We start from the raw sequence: 21,426 nt of genomic DNA on the forward strand, positions 1-21,426 counted from the left end.
GGGGAGGTGCGTCGCCCGGCCGGGTCCTTGGGGCGGTTCGACGGAAGGTGGCGGGCTGTGGAGGTGCGGAGCGGGTGGGCTGCGGGGTGCAGCTGGACGGCTGCGGGGGCAGCTAGGGGCAGCTAGACGGCTGTGCGTACGTGGCGGTGGAGGCCGGGGGTTTCTGCTGTCACCGTCAGTGCCAGTTGTGCGCCCAGGTAGGCGCGGCACGGGGACGGGAGTTTGCGGCTGAAGCGGCGGGAGCGGTGGGTTCGGCAGGTGGGGCAGCGGCCGTGTGGGTCTGGGGTGTGTTCGTCCAGCAGGGCGCGCAGGGCGGCTACCACTCGCGGGAGTTCGGTGCGGGCCAGGTCGGCTGCGGTGGGGTCGTCTGCGGTGGCGGAGAGGTGTACCAGGGCGGCCAGGTGGTCGTGCAGGGACTTGTCGAGCTGGCTGAAGACCGTCGGGGACATCTTCAGCGCTCCTTTCCGGCCTCGTGTGGAATGCCTGGGCCTCGCGTGGGTGTATCGCGCGGCAAGCCGCGTGTGGTGCGCAGTGCGGCAAGTCGCGTGTGGTGTGCGGTGCGGCAAGCCGCGTGTGGTGTGTGCGTCCAGCAGCCTGCGACTGGCGACCGGCGGTCTGCAAGTTGCAGTACACGAATGGATGACGTCCCTTTGCTCCGTGCGCACCCGGCCGGACACTTCCGGGGGGATCACGAGGAGGTGTGCCGATGGCTCGGGGCAGCAGCCCGACGCTGCGCAAGCGCCGACTGGTCAGCGAACTGCGCAGGCTCCGGGAAGCCGCGTCGCTCACCATCGAGGAAGTCGGGGAGCGCCTGGAGTGCTCCGCCTCCAAGATCAGCCGCATCGAGACCGGCCGCGTCGGCGTCACGCCCCGTGACGTCCGGGACATGCTCGGCGCGTACGGCGCGGACGAGTCGACCCTCGAAGAACTGGTCCAGCTCGCCCGCGAGGCCCGGCGCAAGGCGTGGTGGGACGAGTTCGGCGACATCGCGCCCGGACGCTACATCGGGTACGAGGCCGACGCCGACACCGTCCGCACCTACCAGGGCCTGATGATCCCCGGCCTCCTCCAGGACGAGCGCTACACCCGCGCGCTGATCGCCGACGTCCTGCCCGACGCCGCCCCCGGCGAGGTCGACCGCCGCGTCGAGCTGCGCAAGGCCCGCCAAGCCCTCCTGCACGGGGACGACCCGCTCACCCTCCACGTCGTGATCGACGAGGCCGCCCTGCGCCGGCTCGTCGGCGGTGCGGACGTGATGTGCGCACAATTGCGGAAACTGAACGAAGTCGGTCGGCTCGACAATGTCACCCTTCAGGTGACTCCATTTCGCGCCGGTGGTCACGCTGCGATGGACGGCCCGTTCGTCATCCTGACTTTCCCCGAGAAGTTCGACCCGGACGTGGTATACATCGAAAGCAGGCGAGGTGACGTCTATTTGGAACAGCCCTCGGACGTCGCCCGATATTCCGACATGTTCGCGCGACTGGCCGAGAACTCCCTGGACCCGGCGGAGTCGGCAGCCTTTGTCGAGCAGGTCGCGCGCGAGCATTCCGCGAACCGGGAGTGAAAACCCATGCAACAGGAGTGGCGCAAGAGCAAGCGTTCGTCCGCGTCCGGACCGGAGTGCGTGGAAATCGCGCTGAGCGGTACGGGTGCCGCGGTGCGTGATTCGAAGAACCGGGGTGCCGGTGCGCTGAGCTTCGGGTCCGTGCAGTGGGAGCGATTCGTCGAGGTGGCGAAGAGAGGGCGTTACGACGAGTGCGAGGGCCAGCGCTGAGCTGACGCGCAAAGGGAAGCGGGGGCGGGCTCCTCTCGGGGTCCGCCCCTGGCGTGTCCGGGGACCGCACGACCTGCGACCCTGACGGGCGCGGGGGACCGCACGACCTGCGACCCTGACGGGCGCGGGGGACCGCAGACCCGCGACCCTGACGTGTGCGGAGGCTCGCACGACGTGCGTCCCTGACGTTCAACCGGGGGCCCGTACGACCAAGGTCTGATCGTCGCCAGACCGTGGTCCGATGTGCCGAGCCGACCCCCTCGGGTGGACTGTTCGCCCGAGGGGGTGATGGCAGTGGGTCGGGTCTTGCGCGTGCCGGTGGCGGCGTTCCTCGCTGTGGCGTGCGTGGTCGCGTTCGTGCTGCCCGCCTCCCTCACCCGCTACCGGGGCGTGGACCTCGAAAACGGCCACTGGTGGCGGGTGGCGACCAGCCTGGTCGGCTCCTACCACCTCGGGCACCTGGTGTGGACGTTGTCCTTGGTGGCGCTCGTGCTCACAACACTCGAACGCCGGGTCGGGTCCGCGCGCACCGCGGTCGTCGTGGCCGCCGGTCACCTGGTGCCGACGCTCGGGGTGTTCACCTTCTCGTCGCTGGTCGGCGACCCGGAGTTGTTGCAGCGCTGGGACTACGGCACGTCGGCGGCGCTAGCGTGCGCCACCGGGGCGTTGGCGGCGTTCACCCGATCGGGCAAGATCTGCGCGGTCCTCGGCGTGGCGCTGGTGGCCGACCTGTTCTACAGCGACCGGCTGACCTCGGCCGGGCACTGGACGGCCGCCCTGCTCGGCGCGGTCCTCGTTCTCACCTGGGGGAGTAGGCATGGCATTCCTGACCGACGCGCTGGAGGGGCTGGCCGGCCTGCCGCAACCGGCGGTGCTGGCGGTGACGGGCGCGTTGACGCTCGCGGAGTGCACGTTGGGCGTCGGGTTCATCGCGCCGGGGGAGAGCGCGCTGCTGCTGGCCTCGACGACCGTGACCAGCGTGCCCCGGTTCCTGGTCATGTGGCTGGTCGTGTCGGTGTGCGCGGTGGCGGGCGACAGCATCGGCTACTACCTCGGGCGGCGGTTCGGCGACCGGCTGCGGGACAGCAAGGTCGTGCGCAAGCTCGGGCAGGAGCACTGGGACAAGGCCGGTGACCTGCTGCGGCGACGCGGCGCGTGGGCGGTGTTCTTCGCCCGGTTCATGCCGGTCGTGCGGACCCTGGTGCCCGCCTCGGCCGGCGCGTCGAAGCTGGAGTACCGGCGGTTCCTGCCCGCGTCGATCGCGGGCGCGGTGTGCTGGTCGGCCCTGCACATCGGGATCGGGTCGGCGGCGGGGGCGTCGGCGAAGTACATCGAGTCGGTGTTCAACGGCGCGATGTGGGTGCTGATGGGCCTCGCGGTCGTGGTGGCGGTCGTGGTCTTCCTGCGCAAGCGCCGCAAGGCCGCCGCAGGTGCGCCCAAGGAGCTGGAGGAAGTCGCCTGAAAGACGTCGAAGGGGCCGCGTCCGAGGGTTCGGGTCCCGGGCGCGGCCCCTTCCACTGGGGGAGGGCATAGGCGGGGCCAACCCCTACCGGTTGGTCCTGCCCGTGGAGACGATTGAGGGACGAGGGCGGGCCGGCGTTCCGCCGCCGCGGGCTGGATGCCCCTTGCACGCCGGCCGGCCCTCGTCGTTCTCGGAGAGCAGCGGGTGTTCCGCTGTCTGGCCCAACCTTCCCCACCGGGGTTCGCCCTGTGTGGTCGGTCGGACACGCATAGCGTAAGAATGCGGTCTACAGAGCGACTGGAGTCGCACTGAAGTGATCTCCTAGGCTGGGGCTGAGCCAGCCCTTCGGCGAAGGATCGGTCCGTGGAGTACGACGGCGGGGAGCCCCTGCGGTTCGAGGTGCTCGGCCTGCTCCGGGTGGTGCGCGGCGGCCGGGAAGTCGACCTGGGCGCCGCCAAGCAGCGTGCCGTGCTGGCGGTGCTGCTGCTGGCCCGCAACACGCCGGTCAGCCGGGACCACATCATCGAGGCGGTGTGGGGTGACGCCACGCCCACCAGCGCCGTCAACCTCGTGCAGACCTACGTCGCCGGCCTGCGCCGCGCCCTGGAACCCAGCCGCGCCCGCCGCGCCCCCGCCGAGACGCTGACCTCGGTCGGCGACGGCTACCTGCTCCGCGTCGATCCCGCTGCGGTCGACCTGGACGCCTTCGAGCGCGGGGTCGCCGCCGCAGGCCGCCTGAGATCCACCGGCGACCTCGAAGCCGCCGCCCGCGTGCTGGACGAGGCCCTGGCGCTGTGGCGCGGCGAACCGCTCGGCGGCGTCACCGGCCTGTTCGCCGAGGTGGAACGGGGTCGCCTGAACGAACGCCGGCTCGCCGTGCTGGAGGAGCGCGCCGAACTGCTGCTGCTCATCGGCCGCGGCGCGGAGCTGGTGCAGGAGCTGACCGCGCTGGTCGCCGAACACCCGTTGCGGGAACGCGTGCACGGCCTGCTGATGCGGTCGCTGTGCCAGGCGGGCCGGCAGGCCGAGGCGCTCGGCGTGTACCGGGAGGCGCGGCGGGTGCTGGTGGAGGAGCTGGGCGTCGAACCCGGCCCCGAACTGCGCCGGCTCCAGCAGGCCGTGCTGTCGGGGGAGGACCCCGAGCCCGAACGGCCCACCCGCCCGATGGTGATCCCGCCGCAGGCCCCCGAACCGGCGCTGCCCACGACCCCGGCCCAGCTGCCGCGCGCCCCCGTCTCCCTGATCGGCCGGGACGCGGAGCTGGCCAAGCTGGACGGCCTGCTGGCGTCCCACCCGTCCGGCGGGCTGGTGCTGGTGGTCACCGGCCCGGCGGGGGTGGGCAAGACCGCGCTGGCCCTGCACTGGGCGCACCGCGTGCGCGACGAGTTCCCGGACGGCCAGCTCTACGTCGACCTGCACGGCTACGACCCCAACCAGGAGCCGTTGAGCGCGGGCGAGGTGCTCAACCGGTTCCTGCGCACGCTCGGCGTCCCTTCCGCGGACATCCCGGTGACCGTGGAGGAGCGCTCCGCGCTGTTCCGCACCCTGATCGCGGACCGGCGGATGGTCGTGATGCTGGACAACGCCCGCGGCTCCACCGAGCTGATGGCGTTGCTGCCCGGTTCGCCGTCGTGCGTCGTGGTGACGTCCCGGCGGCGGCTGGTGGGTCTGGTGGCGCACGCCGAGGCCAAGCTCGTCGAACTGGACATGCTCGACACCGACGCCGCCGTCGAGGTGCTGGGCCGGGTCGCCGGCCGCGACGGCGCGGAGGTCGGCGCGCTGCGGCGCCTCGCGGTGCTGTGCGACGGCCTGCCGCTGGCCCTGCGCATCGCCGCCGCCCGCCTGGCCGTGTCCCCGTCGCTGCGGGCGGCGGAACTGGTGGCGGAACTCGACGACGAACACGGCCGCCTGGCCGCCCTGGGTTTGGAGGACGAGGACTCCACCGTGCGGGCCGCGCTGGACGCCTCCCGCCGGGCCCTGTCGCCGTTGCCGGCGCGGTTGCTGGCTTTGCTGGGCCTGCACCCCGGCCCCGACGTGACCGCGTACGTGGTGGCCGCGATGGCGCGGGTGCGGGTGTCCGAGGCACAGCGCGCACTGGACGCGTTGACCGCCGCGAACCTGTTGTCCGTCAACGAGAACGGCCGGTACGGGGCACACGACCTGGTCCGCGTCTACACCCGGACCCTGGCCGCAGAGCTGGCCCCGGCGCAGCGGCACGAGGCCACGAGCCGGATGCTCGACTTCTACCTGCACTGCGCCGACCTGGCCGACGGACTCCTGCCGGTCGGACGGGGTTCCGTGCGGGTGGCGCCGGAACTGGTGCCGGCGGAGGTGCCCAGGCTGACCGGGTCAGGCGATGCGATCGCGTGGCTGGAAGCCGAACAGGGCAACATCATCGCGGCGGCCGAGCTGGCGGGCGAGGGCGCGGACCGGGCGTGGCTGGTGCACGCGTGGCAGTTGCCGTACACGCTGTCCCGGTTCTTCTGGTTGCGCACGGACCGGTCGACGTGGCTGCGGACGACCGAGGCGGCGATGCGCGCGGCCACGTCGCTGGGTGAGCCCGAGGCGCGGTTCGTGACCCTGTTCAACCTCGGCGTGGCCCTGGCCCAGTTCCACCGGACCGACGAGGCCTTGGCCCGGTTGCGCGAGGCCCTGGAGGTGGCGCGGTCGTCCGGGGACGTGAGCGCGCAGGCACGGGCGTTGACGACCGTCGCGGACATGCTGCAGAGCCTGGGCCGGGCCGACGAGTCGGAGGCGTTCTACCGGGAGGCGCTGGAGGTCTCGCGCGCGGCCGGCGCCCGGTGGGCGGAGGCGACGGCACACCACAACATGGGCCTGCTGTACCTGTCGACCCGGCGGTACGACGACGCCAAGACCTGGCTGCGGGGCGCCGTGGAGATGTACCGCGAGGTGGGGGAGCAGTGCGGCGAGTCGACGTGCCACATCGACCTGGCCACGGTGCTGATGGAGGCCGGTGAACTGTCGGACGCGGTGTCGTCGGCGCGGACGGCGTTGTCGGTGGCTTCGGCGGCGATGAGCCCTTACCACCAGGCCTTGGCACACGACCGGTTGGCGACCGTGTTCGACCGGCAGGGCGTTGCGGGGGCGTTGGCGCACTGGCAGCGGGCGCTGGCTTTGTTCACGGAACTGAACGCACCAGAAGCCGACCAAGTCCGCGCCCGCTTGGCCCGAGTACGCTCAACCGCCCCAACTCCGTAACACCCCACCGCACCGCGCCCTTTTCGCGCCGCAGGCGCACGCCCGAAGGGCGCCACGCTTTCGCCGTGCTGCCAAGCCCACAGGAAGGGCCTCGGTTTCTTTCCCCGTCCGGCCTGGGCGCAGCCCAACCGCGCTTGGCCCGTTTGTGCAACCAGCTTTTCCGGTTGCTCAAACGGGCCAAGTGTGGTTGCCTCCGGCAGGCCGGACGGGGAAAGAAACCGACGCCCTTCCACCCCCGGGGGCCTGCCGCGCGGCGAGCGCCGCTTTTGTCTTTCGAGCGCTTCGCGCGTTCAAGCTTGTGGGCGCTGCGCGCCTCTCAAGAGCGCGAAGCGCGTTCGGCTTGGGAGCGAAGCGCTTCTTGAAGAGCTTGAAAGAAGAAAAGCGAAAAGCGCCTCGCCGGCGGGCAGGCCGCCAAGGATGGACGGAAGGACAAGGGCGAGGGCTTTTCCGTCATCCCCGTATGGCCTGGTGGAACCTGCCACAGATTTCCCCGGGTGCCGCTAAAATTTTTTGCTCGTCCCTCACAAAAAATTTCGGCTGCACCCGGGGAAATCTGTGGTAGCCCTTCGGGCAGGCCATACGGGGATGACGGAAAAGCCCGGAGAGCGGTCTGCTGCGCTAGCTAACCTGCGCCCTGCGGGCGCGAAAAGCGGGCGCGCCGGGGTGCGAAGGCGGGCGTCCTGGGGTGCGAAAGGCGGGCACTCCGGAGGTGTGGAGGTGGGTGTGGTCGCGCTCTCATGGGTGGCTTGATCGGTCGACTGGTCCAGACCTATTGACAGAGTGGTCCAGACCTATTTACGTTGCGGTAGCTCCACCTTGCGTCGAGGCCGCCGCCTGGTGCAGGAGGTACGTCAGTGCCCGGAAAGTTGTTGCCGCTGTTGGCGTCCTTGGCCACCGCGGCCGGTCTCGCGTTGGTCGGGTTGGCCCCGTCCAGTGCCGCCGCGGGGGAGGAGTGCCGTCCTGACGGCCTCTACCAGACCCCCGGGGTCTCCGTTCCTTATTGTTCCGTCTACGACACCAACGGGCGCGAGTCGTTGGGGGCTGACCACTCGCGTCGGGTGATCGGGTACTTCACCAGTTGGCGCACCGGCAAGAACGGTGCTCCCGCCTACCTGGCCTCCGACATCCCCTGGAACAAGGTCACGCACCTCAACTACGCCTTCGCCCACATCGACGGCTCCAACAAGGTCTCCGTGGGCGCGGACGGGCCGGACAACGCCTCCACCGGCATGACCTGGCCGGGTGTCGAGCTGGACCCGACCCTGCCCTACAAGGGTCACTTCAACCTGCTGAACAAGTACAAGAAGCAGTACCCGAACGTGAAGACCATGGTGTCCGTGGGCGGCTGGGCCGAGACCGGTGGGTACTTCGCCGCCGACGGCTCGCGGGTCGCGTCCGGCGGGTTCTACAAGCTCGGGCAGTCGCAGGCCTCCGTCGACACGTTCGCCGACAGCGCCGTCGAGTTCATCCGCAAGTACGGCTTCAACGGCGTCGACATCGACTACGAGTACGCCACCTCGAACAACCACGCGGGCAACCCCGACGACTTCTGGATCTCCAACGCCAACCGCGGCACGCTGTGGGCCGGCTACGAGCGGATCATGAAGACGCTGCGGGAGAAGCTCGACCGGGCCTCCGCCGCTGACGGCAAGCACTACCTGCTCACCGCCGCCGTCCCCGCCTCCGGCTGGCTGCTGCGCGGCCAGGAGGCTTACCAGGTCACGAAGTACCTCGACTACGTCAACATCATGTCCTACGACCTGCACGGCTCGTGGAACCACTTCGTCGGCCCCAACGCCTCGCTCTACGACGACGGCAAGGACGGCGAGCTCGCGGCCGGCGGCGTCTACACGGCACCGCAGTACGAGGGCATGGGCTACCTGAACACCGACTGGGCCTACCACTACTTCCGCGGCGCGATGCAGGCCGGCCGGATCAACATCGGCGTCCCGTTCTACACGCGCGGCTGGCAAGGGGTCACCGGCGGCACGAACGGCCTGTGGGGCAAGGCGGCCCTGCCCGACCAGACCAAGTGCCCGCCCGGCACCGGGTCCAACGTCGGATCCACCACCCCGTGCGGCAACGGGGCGCTCGGCATCGACAACCTGTGGCACGACCTGTCGACCACCGGCGCCGAGGTCCCGGCGGGCGCGAACCCCATGTGGCACGCCAAGAACCTCGAGAACGAGATCACCCCGGACTACCTGACCCAGTACGGCCTGGACCCGGTCAACGACCCGACCGACCGCGTCTCCGGCAACTACGTCCGCTACTACGACAACACCCTCACCGCGCCCTGGCTGTGGAACGCCGACAAGAAGGTCTTCCTGTCCACAGAGGACGAACAGTCGCTCGCCGCGAAGGCGAAGTACGTGGCGGACAAGGGCATCGGCGGCATCATGATCTGGGAGCTGGCCGGCGACTACCGCTTCGACAGCGCCAAGGGCCAGTACACCATCGGCGACACCCTGCTGACCACCATCAACAACGGCCTGCGCGGCGCGGCCCCCTACGGCGCGCAGAAGGCCGCGGGCACCCCGCCGACCGAGGTGCTGAACGTCTCGGCGACCGTCTCCGGGTTCGCGCTCGGCGACAACAACTACCCGATCACGCCCAAGCTGAAGATCACCAACAACTCGACCACCACCCTCCCGGGCGGCACCAAGGTCGAGTTCGACTACGGCACCAGCGCGCCGGGCAGCATGTCCGACCAGTCCGGGTTCGGCCTGCGGGTCACCGCCAAGGGGCACTCCGGCAGCAACGTCGGCGGGTTGAAGGGCGACTTCCAGCACGTCGAGCTCACCCTGCCCAGCTGGCAGTCGCTGGCGCCGGGCGCGAGCGTGGAGGTCCAGCTCAGCTACCAGCTGCCGATCGCCTCGCCGTCGAACTTCAAGCTGACGTTCGGCGGCAAGTCCTACGCGATCGCCTCCGACCACCCGCGCGGCGGCACCGGCACCCCGCCGACCTCCACCTCGACCTCCACGTCAACGACCACGACCACCACGACTACGACCACGACCACGTCCAACCCGACCTGCACCGCGCCGGCCTGGGACCGGGCCAAGGTCTACAACGGTGGCAACGAGGTCTCCCACCGCGGTAAGCGCTGGCAGGCGAAGTGGTGGACGCAGGGCGAGGAGCCCGGCACCACCGGCGAGTGGGGCGTCTGGAAGGACCTCGGGGCCTGCTGACACCCCGCTCACACCCCTGCTGAGGGCCGACTGAGGCCTGCTGAGGGCATCCCTTACCCGCCGTCTGCCACCCCTTACGGCGGCGGGTAAGGGCATCAGCGCCCGAACCCACGTGAACACCCGATGCCGGGGGCGCCACCTCAGGACGAATCTTCCTGTCATCACCGGGACCGACCCGGGAAGAGATCAGGGAGTGAAGTCATCATGGAATGGACCCCCGAGGCCATCAAGGCGGAGATCGACTACCGGCAGGCCGCGCTGCGCGAGGACGCCGCGCACAGCCGACTGGTCCGGGCGAACACCGCGCCGAAGCGCTCCTGGTGGCGCAGGCTCGCTCATCGACCCAGCCCGGAGATCCCCGTACAGCGAAATGGCACCCTCGACGCTGCCTGAGGTGTGCGAACATGCACCCCGTGGCACGCCTTGGTTCCGGAATCCCCTTGGTGGCGCGTAGCCGGGAGATGACCAGGCTGCGCGCCGCCCTCGACGAAGCCGCCCGCGGCCAGGCCGGCGCGGTCCTGCTGGCCGGTGACGCGGGCGTGGGCAAGACGCGGCTGGTGGACGAGCTGGCCGCGTCCGCCGGTGACGTGCTCGTGCTCACCGGCCGCTGTCTGGACGTCGGCGAGACCGGTCTCCCGTACCTGCCCTTCACCGAAGCGCTCGGGCAGGTGAGGGAGGCCGGTCTGCTCGACGTTTCCGCACGTCCCGCGCTCGGCCGGCTGCTGCCGGAGCTGGCGTTGCCGGTGTCCTCCGGCGAGAACGGCCTGTCCGGGCTGCCCTCGCACCTGGTGGGCCGCCGGCCCGAGCAGGACGTCGGCCAGCTCCAGCTGTTCGACGCGGTGCACGGCCTGCTGGGTGAGCTGTCCGAGGACCGGCCGGTGCTGCTGATCCTCGAAGACCTGCACTGGGCCGACGCCTCCACCCGCTACCTGCTGTCCTTCCTGTTCTCGCGGCTGCGGTCGCAGCGGCTGCTGGTCGTCGGCACCTACCGCTCCGACGACCTGCACCGCAGCCACCCGCTGCGCCCCCTGCTCAACGAGCTGGTGCGGCTGCCCGCCGTGCAGCGCCTCGACCTCACCCCGCTCAGCGCGATCGACGCGCGGTCCTTCGTCGCGGCCCTGGCCGACGACCTGCCCGACGACGTGGTGCTGGAGGTCGCCGAGCGCTCCGACGGCAACCCGTTCTTCGCCGAGGAGCTGATCGCGGTCGCCGCGTGCGGCGCGGGCTCGATCCCGTGGACGCTGGCCGAGGTGCTGCTGGCGCGGATCGAGCGGCTGGCACCGGACACCCAGCACGTGGTCCGGGTCGCGTCGGTCGGCGGCCGGTCGGTGCGGCACGACGCGTTGCGCGAGGTCGCCGCGATCGACGACCGCACCCTGGACGAGGCGTTGCGCGAGGCCGTCCAGCACCACGTGCTGATCGTCAACCGCGACGAGATCTACACGTTCCGGCACGCGTTGCTGCGCGAGGCCGTCTACGGCGACCTGCTGCCCGGTGAACGGGTGCGCCTGCACTCCGCGTACGCCGCCCGGTTCGCCGCGTCGTCGGACCGGGGCGCCGCCGCCGCGCTGGCCCACCACGCCCTGGAGAGCCACGACCTGCCCCGCGCCCTGCGCGCCTCGGTGGACGCCGCGCAGGAGGCCAAGCGCGCCGGCGCGCCCGCGGAGGCGCTGCGGCACTTGGAGCAGGCGTTGAAGCTGTGGCAGGCGGTGCCGGCGGACCAGCGGCCCGAGGGCGTGACGGAGGTGGGGTTGCTGCGGCGCGCGTCCTGGGTCGCCGGGACCGCCGGGCAGCCCGAGCGGGCCATCGCGTTCGCGCGCAGCGGCACCAAGCTCGTCGACGCCTCGGACCCGGAGGAGGCCGCCGAGATGTGGCGGCGCCTCGCGCAGGCCCTGCAGGTGCTCGACGGCACCGAGGAGGAGAAGTTCGCCGCGATCGAACAGGCGTGGCAACTGGTCCGCGACCGGCCCGCCAGCCAGTCCCGGGCCTGGGTGCTCGCGGTGCTGGCCGCGTGCTGGCGGCACGAGCGCAAGTACGCCGAGGCCCGCGAGTTCGCCGAGGAGGCCGTGCGCGACGGGCGGGCGTCGGGCACCGACTCCGCCGTGGCCGACGCCCTGGCCACGCTGGGCCTGCTCGACGAGGCCGCGGCCGACCTCCCGTCCGCGCGCCGGCACCTCGAAGAGGCCGTCGCGTGCGCGATGGAGGTCGACGCCTACAGCACCGAGCTGCGCGCCCGGTACTTCCTGGGCCTGCACTTCTACGACCAGGGCGCGCTGACCGAGGCCGCGCGGGTGTTCGACGAGGGCATGGAGCGCGCCAAGTCGACCGGCCTGGCGTGGAGCGCGTACGGCCTGGAGCTGCGCATCATCCAGGTGCTGACCCGCTACCACGTGGGCCGCTGGGACGACGCGGCGGTGGCCGCCGAACCACCGGGCCTGCGGGTCTCCAGCACGGTGTCCGCGCGGCTCGCCGCGGCCGGCACGCACATCACGGTCAGCCGGGGCGAGTTCGAGCAGGCCGAGCGGCTGATCGGCGAACTGCGCGCGGACTGGCACCGCGACCTCCAGATCGCGCTGATCACCGGCGGCACCGGCGCCGAGCTGGCGCTGTGGCGCGGGCAGCCGGAGCTGGCAGTGGAACGCGTCCACGAGGCCATCGAGTGGACCCGGCGCGAGGGCGGCGAGTGGATCCTGGCCGGCATCCGCCTGGCCGCGCACGGCGTCGCCGGGTACGCCGACCTGGCCCAACGCGCCCGCCGCCGCCGGGACACCGCCGGCGAGGAGGCGGCGGTGAAGGCCGGCGCGGACCTGGCCGAGTACGCCCGCACCACCGCCGAGATGGGCCTGCCGCGCACCGGCACGCTGGGTCCGGAGGGCCGGGCGTGGCTCGCGCGGGTGCTCGCCGAGGAGAGCCGCCTGACCGGCGCGGGCGACTGCGCGCTGTGGCGGCGCGCGGTGGACGGGTTCGGCTACGGGGCGGTGTTCGAGCAGGCCGTGTGCCGGTGGCGACTGGCGGAAGCGCTGCTGGCCGCCGACCAACGGGACCTGGCCGTCGCGGAGCTGAAGCTGGCCGACGAGGTGGCCCTGGCGTTGGGTGCGGCTCCGCTGCGGGACGCGGTGGGCCTGGTCGCCCGACGCGCCCGGGTGGCCCTGCACGCCGAGGTGGCCCGCTCGCAGGTCGACCCCTTCACGCCGCGCGAGCGGTCGGTGCTGTCGCTGGTGGCGCTGGGGCGGACCAACCGGGAGGTCGGCGAGGAGCTGTTCATCTCGGAGAAGACCGTCAGCGTGCACCTGACCCGGATCATGGCGAAGCTGGGCGCGAGCCGGCGGGCCGAGGCGGTGGCCATCGCCTTCGACCGCGGCCTGCTCCACCCGCCGGGCTGACCTCGGCCCACCGGGCTCACTGCGGCCCACAGGGCTGACCTCGGCCTGGCAGGGCTGGCTGCGGCTCGCCGGCCCCGCCGGGGGTGACGGGCAGGCTGCGGCTTGCCGGCCCTGGCGAGCGAGCTGCGGCGGCCCCTGCCGGGCTGATTCTGGCCTGCCGTCCCGTCGGGCTGATCCTGGCCTGCCGTCCCGCCGGGTTGGGGCGTTGCCGTGGCGTGCGCGGTCTGGTGAGCTGGAGGTGGTCCTCCCCGGCTGCAACGGGGAGGACCACCCGCCCGTCGTCAGGGCGACAGGCGCTCGTAGCGCAGGGACGTGTAGCCGGCGGCGTCGGAGTAGAGCTGGGCCACGCTCGCCGCGCCGACCGCGTCGATGCGTCTGGCCTGCACCCGGATCGTCGTCGCACCGGTCACGCTGATCAATTCGCTGATCGGTGCGGTCTGGTTGCTGCCGGTGATGGCGTCACCGGCGTTGTGGTCGATGATCTGGTTCACGATCCGTTCGCTGAACGGCACCGCCGTGCCCGTCGTGTCGTTCCACAACCGGGCGGTGATGTAGGCGTTCACGCTCGGTGTGCCGGACAGCCGGCCGCGCACGTCCGCGTCCAGCGCGTACGTGCCGGGCCACGGCAGCGTGACGGTCAGGGGTGTGTCGGTCCAGACCCCGTTCGGCAGGTTGACCTGCGTGTTCAGGTGTGCGACGGCGAAGTCCGGCGGGACCGCGGGCTGCGCCGTGCCGACGTTCTGCTGGGTCACCACGGCGGCGGTGGCCAGGGCCACCACGGTGCCGACCGCGGCCAGGGATTTCCGGAAGCGGTTCATCATTCTCTCTTCGGTCGAATATCCGCACGCGGATTCGAACGCCGTGCGGAATGGGATGGGGAATTGCGGGGCGGAGGTCGCAGGAAACGACTGCCCGGCGGTTCTCACTGTAGGGACGAATGGGGCAGCCAGCGATACGGCAATTGGTTGAATCGACAAGAACGCATTTCTGCGGTCACGTCCGGGTGATGCCCTGGGAGGAGCCCGGGTCATCCCGTGGGAGGACGGTCGGTTCCGCCGGCGAGGTGACGACCGGGTACGCGCCCCGCCCCTAGCTTTTGGCGGTGTCCGAGGCAGACCTAGGGAATGAGGGAGCATGTCCGCACTGGTGTCCGACGTCGGGACCCGCACCGCTGTAGCCGCCGCGAACCTGGTGAAGGTCTACGGCAAGGGCGACACCGCCGTCCGGGCGCTGGACGGCGTGAGCGTGCGGTTCCAGGCCGGGAAGTTCACCGCCATCATGGGTCCGTCCGGGTCCGGCAAGTCCACGCTCATGCACTGCCTGGCCGGGCTGGACGGCGTGGACGGCGGCGCGGTCCACATCGGTGGCACCGAGATCACCTCGTTGGGCGACAAGGACCTCACCAAGCTGCGCCGGGACCGGATCGGGTTCGTGTTCCAGGCGTTCAACCTGCTGCCCACCCTCACCGCCGAGGCCAACATCCTGCTGGGCCTGGAACTGGCCGGCCGCAAGCCCGACCGGCAGTGGTTCGACCGGATCGTCGACGTCCTCGGGCTGCGGGACCGGTTGAAGCACAAGCCGACCGAGCTCTCCGGCGGCCAGCAGCAGCGCGTGGCGTGCGCGCGGGCGCTGGTGTCCAAGCCGGACGTGGTGTTCGCCGACGAGCCGACCGGCAACCTCGACTCCCGCTCCGGCGCGGAGGTGCTGGACTTCCTGCGCATGTCGGTGCGGCAGCTCGGCCAGACGGTGATCATGGTGACGCACGACCCGGTCGCCGCGTCCTACGCCGACCGCGTGGTCCTGCTGGCCGACGGCCACCTCGCCGGCGAGATCGACAACCCGACCGCCGACTCCGTGCTGGCCGCGCTCAAGCACCTGGGGGCGTGACCCGATGCTGCGCACGATCATCGCGGGTCTCAAGGCCCGCACCGCGCGGCTCGTGCTGTCCTCGGTCGCCATCGCGCTCGGGGTCGCCTTCGTGACCGGCACGCTGGTCCTCGGCGACGCCATGAACGAGCAGATGCGGGACGAGTTCGCCAAAAGCGCCCGGGGCGTCGACGTCTCGGTCGTGCTCGACGGCAGCGCCGGTGATGGGGACACCAGAGAAGTCAACGGCATCACGCCGGAAGTCCTGGCCAAGGTCCGCCAGGCACAGGGTGTTGCTGGAGCTGATGCGCGCGGGATCATCCCGGTGCCGCTGATCACCACGACGGGCAAGGCTCGGCCCGCTTACGCGTCACCGCTGGCGAGCACGGAGAAGCTGCGCGAGTTCGACCTGGCGAGCGGCCGGTACCCCAGCGGTGCCGACGAGGTCGCGGTGGACGTCCGGACCGCCGAGACCGCCAAGCTGACCATCGGCGGGCCGGTGAAGCTGCTCGGCAAGGACGACCAGACCCGCGAGTACACCCTGGTCGGCACCTACAAGCAGGGTGTCGGCGAGATCTCCATGTCCGGCAGCGACCACCTGGTGCTCACGCCGGACGCGTTCCAGGCGCTGGACCCCGAGCGGCTGCCGTACCAGGTCGTCGCGGTGGCGGCGGACGGGTTCACGCAGCAGCAGGTGGCCGACAACGTGAGCAAGGCGTTGGGCGGCAAGGGATTCCGCGTGCAGACCGGTGAGCAGGCCACCGCCGAGACGTTGAAGTCCATCAGCTCGCAGGCGGCCGAGTTCACCACGTTCCTGCTGGCGTTCGCGGTGATCGCGCTCGTCGTCGCGGCGATGGTCATCTACAACACGTTCACGATCCTCATCGCGCAGCGGACGCGGGAACTGGCGCTGATGCGGTGCGTGGGAGCGAGCCGCAAGCAGGTGTTCCGGGGCGTGCTGGCGGAGGCCGTGGTGATGGGCTTCGTCGCGTCCGTGCTCGGGTTGCTCGGCGGGTTGGGCGTGTCCGCGTTGCTGCAGAAGGTGATCGGGTCGTTCGGGCCGGAGCCGGCGGACGTTGTCGTGCGTCTGCCGCTGACTGTGACGACGGTGTTGGCCGCGTTCGGTGTCGGCGTGCTGGTGACCGTGCTGTCGGCGGTGCTGCCCGCGCGGAAGGCGACCCGGGTGCCGCCCGTCGCGGCGCTGCGCAGCCAGCCGGACAGCGGTGAAGAGGTGTCGCGGACCGGCAAGCTGCGGGTGCTGTTCGCCGTGGTGCTCGCGGTTGTCGGTGCCGGCGCGATCGTGGTCGGGATGAGGGCCGAGAGCGAAGAACCCGCCATGTTCATCAGCGGCGCGGGCACGATGGTGCTGCTGGCGGCCGTGCTGGTGCTGGGTCCGCTGCTGGTCGGGCCGGTGAACCGGGTGCTGGGCGCGATCCCCCGTGCGATCTTCGGGGTGCCGGCCAAGCTGGCGTCGGCCAACGCCGGCCGCAACCCCAAGCGCACCGCCGCCACCACGGCCGCGCTGATGATCGGCGTGACGATCGTGGCCATGGTGACCGTGGTCGCCAACAGCGCCAAGGAAACCGCGAACGCACAGGTCGACCAGCGGCTGCCCGCCGACTACACCGTGACGTCGTCGGTGTGGGACCGACCGCTGCCGCGTGAGCTGGCGTCGTCGCTGGCGGCCGTGCCGGAGGTGGCGAAGGTCGCGCCGACGAGTCGGGTCGTCGTTGAAAGGGCGTACTTCACGGCCGTGTCGCCGGATGCGTTGGGTGACTTGTTCCGGCCGAAGGTCGAGAGCGGGTCGTTGGGGGATCTGAAGGACGGCACTGTCGCTCTGAAGGCGGACTACGCCAAGGAGGTCGGTGCGTCGGTCGGGTCGACGACTGTTGTGAAGACGGAGAAGGGGGCGTCCGAGACGCTGCGGGTTGTCGCCATCCTGTCCGGTCAGCGGCTGGGTGACGGCGTGCTGACGCTGGGGACGGCGTCGCGGCTCAACCCGGAGTACGACGGCTACGAGAGCATCATGGTCAAGCTCAAGCCCGGTGTGAGCGGTGGACGCGCGGCGGTGGAGAAGGTGACCGACACGTCACCGCTGGCCGTGATCGACTCGGCGGCGGAGACCAAGGCGCAGCTGAACAAGCAGCTGGACCAGGTGCTGGCGTTCGTGTGGGCGCTGATCGGGTTGGCCGTGGTGATCGCGTTGTTCGGTATCGCGAACACGTTGACGCTGTCGGTGCTGGAGCGGACGCGGGAGTCGGCGTTGCTGCGGGCGCTGGGGCTGACTCGGGGGCAGCTGCGGTTGATGCTGGTCGTGGAGTCGGTGCTGATGGCGGTGATGGGGGCGGCTATCGGGTTGGTGCTCGGGGTCGGGTTCGGATGGGTGCTGACCACGGCGTTGTCGTCGGAGGCGGTGGAGTTGGCGTTCATCGTTCCGGTGGGGCAGATCGGGGCGATGTTGGCGGCGGCGGTGGTTGCGGCGGTGGTGGCTGCGGCTATGCCTGCGCGGCGGGCGGCTCGGACGTCGGTGGTTGCGGGGATGGCTGAGGCGTAGGGCCTGGGTTGCCCGAGGTCGGCCTGGGCTGGGGTTGTGTGAGGTTGGCCCGGGCTGGGCTGAGGTTGCGTGAGGTTGGCCTGGCCTGGGCTGAGCTGGGCTGGGTGTGTGTGGAGTGTCCTCCGGCGCGGATCGGGGCGCGTGGAGGCGGGGGCGGGAGGCCCGTTCCTGGGAGACCGGGGGCGGGCCTTCCGTATCGAAAGATAAGAGCTTGAAAGCTAAAAGCGGCGCTCGCCGCGCGGCAGGCCCCCGGGGGGTGGAAGGGCGTCGGTTTCTCCCCCGTACGGCCTGCCGGAGGCAACCACCCTTGGCCCGTTTCCGCAACCGGAAAAGCTGGTTGCAGAAACGGACCAAGCGCGGTTGGGCTTCGCCCAGGCCGTACGGGGGAGAAACCGAGGCCCTTCCTGTGGCTGGTAGCCGACCTCTCTCGCGCCTGCGGCGCGAAAGCGCGCGGGCGGTGGGGGTGGAGGGTTGGCCGGCGGGTGGTGGGTGGTACCGGCGGGCTGGGGGTGTGGGCGCGCTGGGTGGTGCACTGCCGGGGGCGGTGCCGGGGGTGGGTGGGTGTTGGGGTGGTGGTGCCCTGTCGGTGGGTGCTTGCTGGCGGTTGGTGTGGTGGGGGTCACAGGGAAGTTTTGGGGCGCGCGTCATGGTTGGGGCTCGGTTCCCTCTAACTCAGTGCGGGTGGCCCGGGCGAGGGCCGGGCCACCCTGCCCTTTACCGCTTGTCGACGTCTGTGTGACGTTCGGTGTACAAGAGCGCTTCAGAAAGTTGCGGAACGGTGTCGACCGTTCGGCCTCGGGTTGACAGTGGCAGGTGTCGTCGCGACTGTGAGAGCGCTCTCACGACGGGCCGCCGATGCAAACAGGAGGACGGATGAGCGGGACTCTGGTCGGCCGGGTTTCGGCGACCATCGCGACGGTCGTGGCTGCCACCACGCTGGTCGCCTGTGGCGGGGGGAGTGGCGCCGGGGACGGGAAGGTCAAGCTGTCGATCGGCATCTTCTCCGACTTCGGGTACGACAACCTGATCAAGGAGTACCAGGCGCAGCACCCGGGGATCGAGGTCGAGCAGCGCAAGGTCAAGATGGAGCAGCACCACACGCAGCTCGCCACCCAGCTCGCCGGTGGGCGCGGTGCGGCGGACATCGTGGCCATCGAGGAGGGCAACGTCGCCCTGTTCCGGCAGTCCAAGGACAAGTTCGTCAACCTCGCCGACTACGGGGCCAAGGAGCTCAAGTCCCAGTGGGCGGCCTGGAAGTGGAACCAGGGGACGACTGACGACGGCAACTTCGTGTTGGGGCTCGGTACCGACATGGGCAGCCTTGCCCTGTGCTACCGGCGGGACCTGTTCCAGGCGGCCGGGTTGCCGGTCGAGCGGGATGCGGTGGGCGAGTTGTGGCCCACGTGGCAGGATTTTCTGGCCACTGGCGACAAGTTCACCGCTGCCACGCCGAACGTGAAGTTCGTGGACACCGCGCAGAACGTCTACAAGGCGATCCTCGACCAGACCGAGGAGGGCTACTTCGCCAAGGCGGACGACTCGTTCATCGCCGACAGCAACGCCAAGGTCGCCGACGCGTTCAAGCTCGCCGCGAGCTTGGGTGAGAAGAAGCAGACCAGTGCGCTGGCGCCGTTCAGCCAGGACTGGAACGTCGCTCTCAAGCAAGCCTCCTTCGCCACCACCACTTGTCCGGCGTGGGCGCTCGCCCTGATCAAGGCCGGCGCGGGTGACGAGGCCGCGGGCAAGTGGGACGTGGCCGCCGCGCCCGGTGGTGGTGGCAACTGGGGTGGCTCGTTCCTGGCCGTGCCCAAGCAGGGCAAGCACCCCAAGGAGGCCTACGAGCTGGCCAAGTGGCTGACCGCGCCGGAGCAGCAGAAGCGGATCTTCAAGGAGACCGGCAACCTGCCCAGTGAGCCCGCGGCCTACAAGGACGCCGAGGTCACCTCGACGGTCAACGACTACTTCAACAAGGCGCCCGTGGGCCAGATCTTCGGCAACTCCGCCGAGAACCTGAAGCCGACCTACCGCGGCACCAAGGACTCGAAGGTCACCCCGGTGTTCAACAACGCCCTGCAGCGCGTCGAAACCGGCAAGCAGTCCACTTCGGACGCTTGGGACCAGGCCGTGCGGGAAGCGCGGGACGCGGCCAAGTGACGGTCGCCCCGGCGCGAGGCGGTGCGGAGACCGGGCGCTCCGTACCGCCGGCGCATGTCGACAAGCTCTCGTGGCGGCACCGCCTGGGCTGGTGGGACACCAAGTACACGCCGTACCTGGCCATCGCGCCGTTCTTCGTCGTCTTCGGGATCTTCGGCCTGTACCCGCTGCTCTACACGGCGTGGGTGTCGTTGCACGACTGGCAGTTGATCGAGGGCTCGCAAGGGTTTGTGGGGCTGGCGAACTTTCGGGCGCTGTTTGTCGACCCGAACTTCTGGAACGCGTTGGGGAACACGGTCAGCCTGTTCGTGTTGTCGACCGTGCCCCAGTTGGTCGCCGCGCTCGGGTTGGCCGCGTTGTTGGATCGGGGGTTGCGCGGGCGGGCTGTGTGGCGGGCGGGGGTGTTGTTGCCGAACGTCATCTCGGTCGCGGCGGTGGCGTTGGTGTTCGCGCAGCTGTTCGGGCGAGATTTCGGCATCGTCAACGGGGTGCTGGGGGTGTTCGGCGTCGATCCGGTGGACTGGCGCGCGGAGACGTGGGCCTCCCACCTCGCCATCAGCTCGATGGTGGTGTGGCGGTGGACCGGGTACAACGCGCTGATCTACCTGGCCGCCATGCAGTCCGTGCCCAAGGACATGTACGAGTCGGCGTTGCTGGACGGTGCCTCGCGGTGGCGGGTGTTCTGGTCCATCACCGTGCCGAGCATCCGGCCGACGATCCTGTTCACCGTCATCGTCTCGACCATCGGCGGCATGCAGCTGTTCGTGGAACCGCAGCTGTTCGACCCGGGCGGCACGGCCACCGGCACCGGCGGTGCGGACCGGCAGTTCCAGACGTTGGTGATGTACCTGTACGAGAAGGGTTTCCGGCTGTTCGACGCGGGTTACTCGTCGGCGATCGCGTGGGTGCTGTTCATGCTGATCCTGCTCGTGGCCCTGCTGAACTTCACGCTGACGCGGCGCATCGCGTCCAAGGGGTGAGGGCCGTGGCTTCCCGGGTGGGCAAGGCGGGACCGGTGGCGTACGCGGTGCTGGTCGTCGTGCTCGTGGCGTCGATCTTTCCGCTGTACTACTCGTTCCTGATCGCCAGCAAGGACAACTCGGCGCTGGGGGACGCCGTGCCGTCGCTGGTGCCGGGTGGGAACCTGTTCGAGAACCTCGGGCGGGTGTTCGACACCGTCGACTTCTGGCTGGCCATGCAGAACTCGTTGGTGGTGGCGGGCACGGTGGCGGTCGGCAACGTCGTGCTGGGCACGTTGGCCGGGTTCGCGTTCGCGCGCCTGCGGTTCCGGGGCGGCAACTCGTTGTTCCTGGTGGTCGTGGGGACGTCGATGGTCCCGACGCAGCTCGGCGTCATCCCGCTCTACATGCTGATGTCCGACCTCGACTGGTACGGCACCCTGCAAGCCGTCATCGTGCCCGCGCTGATCGGCGCGTTCTCGGTGTTCTGGATGCGCCAGGCGTGCGAGGAGTCCGTGCCGTTCGAGCTGGTGGAGGCGGCGCGCGTGGACGGGTGCTCGGTGTTGCGCACCTTCTGGCACGTGGCGCTGCCCGCGGTCCGGCCGCAGGCGGCGGTGATGGGCATGTTCACGTTCATGACGGCGTGGAACGACTTCTTCTGGCCGCTGATCGTGCTGGACCCGAACGACAGCCCCACCGTGCAGGTCGCACTGTCCACTTTGGCCAGTGGCTACTACACGGACTACTCGCTCATGCTCTCCGGCGCGTCGCTCGCGGTGCTGCCGGTCGTCGGGATCTTCCTCCTGCTGGCCCGCCAGATCGTCGGCGGGATCATGCAGGGCGCTGTCAAGGGGTGAACAC

Annotated in this window: 14 protein-coding genes; 12 read left to right on the forward strand and 2 right to left on the reverse strand. The window is 70.5% G+C overall.

The window, feature by feature from the left end; translation table 11 throughout:
* Positions 1–122 precede the first annotated feature (122 nt).
* Complete coding sequence (locus DFJ66_RS32715) at positions 123–449, reverse strand: hypothetical protein (protein WP_121226981.1); 327 nt, start codon at positions 447–449, stop codon at positions 123–125.
* 257 nt (positions 450–706) lie between these two features.
* On the opposite strand from DFJ66_RS32715, the gene DFJ66_RS32720 reads away from it, so the two are divergent.
* The 7 genes from DFJ66_RS32720 to DFJ66_RS32750 all read left to right on the forward strand — a co-directional run bounded on the left by DFJ66_RS32720 (position 707) and on the right by DFJ66_RS32750 (position 13,032).
* The gene (locus DFJ66_RS32720; protein WP_121226983.1) at positions 707–1,567 is read left to right on the forward strand and encodes a helix-turn-helix domain-containing protein; all 861 of its coding nucleotides are present in this window, start codon (positions 707–709) and stop codon (positions 1,565–1,567) included.
* 6 nt (positions 1,568–1,573) lie between these two features.
* Positions 1,574–1,777 (forward strand): DUF397 domain-containing protein, encoded by a 204-nt coding sequence (locus tag DFJ66_RS32725; RefSeq protein WP_121226985.1) that lies wholly within the window; start codon positions 1,574–1,576, stop codon positions 1,775–1,777.
* Between the two features lie 817 nt (positions 1,778–2,594).
* On the forward strand, positions 2,595–3,239 hold the full coding sequence (locus DFJ66_RS32730; RefSeq protein ID WP_121226987.1) for a DedA family protein: 645 nt from the start codon (positions 2,595–2,597) through the stop codon (positions 3,237–3,239).
* A 363-nt stretch (positions 3,240–3,602) separates the two neighbouring features.
* Positions 3,603–6,458 (forward strand): AfsR/SARP family transcriptional regulator, encoded by a 2,856-nt coding sequence (locus tag DFJ66_RS32735; protein WP_121226989.1) that lies wholly within the window; start codon positions 3,603–3,605, stop codon positions 6,456–6,458.
* Between the two features lie 854 nt (positions 6,459–7,312).
* Positions 7,313–9,649 carry a chitinase C-terminal domain-containing protein gene (locus DFJ66_RS32740; protein ID WP_121226991.1) on the forward strand — a complete coding sequence of 779 codons (2,337 nt, stop codon included), beginning with the start codon at positions 7,313–7,315 and terminating at the stop codon, positions 9,647–9,649.
* A gap of 204 nt (positions 9,650–9,853) precedes the next feature.
* Complete coding sequence (locus DFJ66_RS32745) at positions 9,854–10,042, forward strand: hypothetical protein (RefSeq protein WP_121226993.1); 189 nt, start codon at positions 9,854–9,856, stop codon at positions 10,040–10,042.
* Positions 10,043–10,053: 11 nt separating this feature from the next.
* Positions 10,054–13,032: a helix-turn-helix transcriptional regulator gene (locus DFJ66_RS32750; protein WP_121226995.1), complete on the forward strand. Its 2,979-nt coding sequence runs from the start codon at positions 10,054–10,056 to the stop codon at positions 13,030–13,032.
* 281 nt (positions 13,033–13,313) lie between these two features.
* Here DFJ66_RS32750 and DFJ66_RS32755 read toward each other — a convergent pair whose 3' ends face one another.
* Positions 13,314–13,850: a hypothetical protein gene (locus DFJ66_RS32755; protein WP_121226997.1), complete on the reverse strand. Its 537-nt coding sequence runs from the start codon at positions 13,848–13,850 to the stop codon at positions 13,314–13,316.
* Between the two features lie 316 nt (positions 13,851–14,166).
* Between DFJ66_RS32755 and DFJ66_RS32760 the strand changes: the two genes are divergently transcribed.
* The 5 genes from DFJ66_RS32760 to DFJ66_RS32780 all read left to right on the forward strand — a co-directional run bounded on the left by DFJ66_RS32760 (position 14,167) and on the right by DFJ66_RS32780 (position 21,422).
* Positions 14,167–14,919 carry an ABC transporter ATP-binding protein gene (locus DFJ66_RS32760; protein WP_121226999.1) on the forward strand — a complete coding sequence of 251 codons (753 nt, stop codon included), beginning with the start codon at positions 14,167–14,169 and terminating at the stop codon, positions 14,917–14,919.
* Between the two features lie 4 nt (positions 14,920–14,923).
* Positions 14,924–17,452, forward strand: coding sequence for an ABC transporter permease (locus DFJ66_RS32765; protein WP_121227001.1), 2,529 nt, complete (start codon positions 14,924–14,926; stop codon positions 17,450–17,452).
* Between the two features lie 873 nt (positions 17,453–18,325).
* Complete coding sequence (locus DFJ66_RS32770; protein WP_121227003.1) at positions 18,326–19,606, forward strand: extracellular solute-binding protein; 1,281 nt, start codon at positions 18,326–18,328, stop codon at positions 19,604–19,606.
* An 83-nt stretch (positions 19,607–19,689) separates the two neighbouring features.
* Entirely contained in the window at positions 19,690–20,586 is an 897-nt protein-coding gene (locus DFJ66_RS32775) for a carbohydrate ABC transporter permease (RefSeq protein WP_121232076.1), read from the forward strand.
* Positions 20,587–20,591: 5 nt separating this feature from the next.
* Positions 20,592–21,422, forward strand: coding sequence for a carbohydrate ABC transporter permease (locus DFJ66_RS32780; protein ID WP_121227005.1), 831 nt, complete (start codon positions 20,592–20,594; stop codon positions 21,420–21,422).
* Positions 21,423–21,426 lie beyond the last annotated feature (4 nt).

Source organism: Saccharothrix variisporea (assembly GCF_003634995.1).
In the GTDB taxonomy this organism is placed as follows: domain Bacteria; phylum Actinomycetota; class Actinomycetes; order Mycobacteriales; family Pseudonocardiaceae; genus Actinosynnema; species Actinosynnema variisporeum.

Excerpts from the sequence above, each read along its gene's own strand:
- DFJ66_RS32720 (WP_121226983.1), top strand. The coding sequence starts at position 707 with ATGGCTCGGGGCAGCAGCCCGACGCTGCGCAAGCGCCGACTGGTCAGC.
- DFJ66_RS32770 (WP_121227003.1), top strand. The coding sequence starts at position 18,326 with ATGAGCGGGACTCTGGTCGGCCGGGTTTCGGCGACCATCGCGACGGTC.
- DFJ66_RS32755 (WP_121226997.1), bottom strand. The coding sequence starts at position 13,850 with ATGAACCGCTTCCGGAAATCCCTGGCCGCGGTCGGCACCGTGGTGGCC.
- DFJ66_RS32725 (WP_121226985.1), top strand. The coding sequence starts at position 1,574 with ATGCAACAGGAGTGGCGCAAGAGCAAGCGTTCGTCCGCGTCCGGACCG.
- DFJ66_RS32745 (WP_121226993.1), top strand. The coding sequence starts at position 9,854 with ATGGAATGGACCCCCGAGGCCATCAAGGCGGAGATCGACTACCGGCAG.
- DFJ66_RS32715 (WP_121226981.1), bottom strand. The coding sequence starts at position 449 with ATGTCCCCGACGGTCTTCAGCCAGCTCGACAAGTCCCTGCACGACCAC.
- DFJ66_RS32730 (WP_121226987.1), top strand. The coding sequence starts at position 2,595 with ATGGCATTCCTGACCGACGCGCTGGAGGGGCTGGCCGGCCTGCCGCAA.
- DFJ66_RS32765 (WP_121227001.1), top strand. The coding sequence starts at position 14,924 with ATGCTGCGCACGATCATCGCGGGTCTCAAGGCCCGCACCGCGCGGCTC.
- DFJ66_RS32760 (WP_121226999.1), top strand. The coding sequence starts at position 14,167 with ATGTCCGCACTGGTGTCCGACGTCGGGACCCGCACCGCTGTAGCCGCC.
- DFJ66_RS32750 (WP_121226995.1), top strand. The coding sequence starts at position 10,054 with ATGCACCCCGTGGCACGCCTTGGTTCCGGAATCCCCTTGGTGGCGCGT.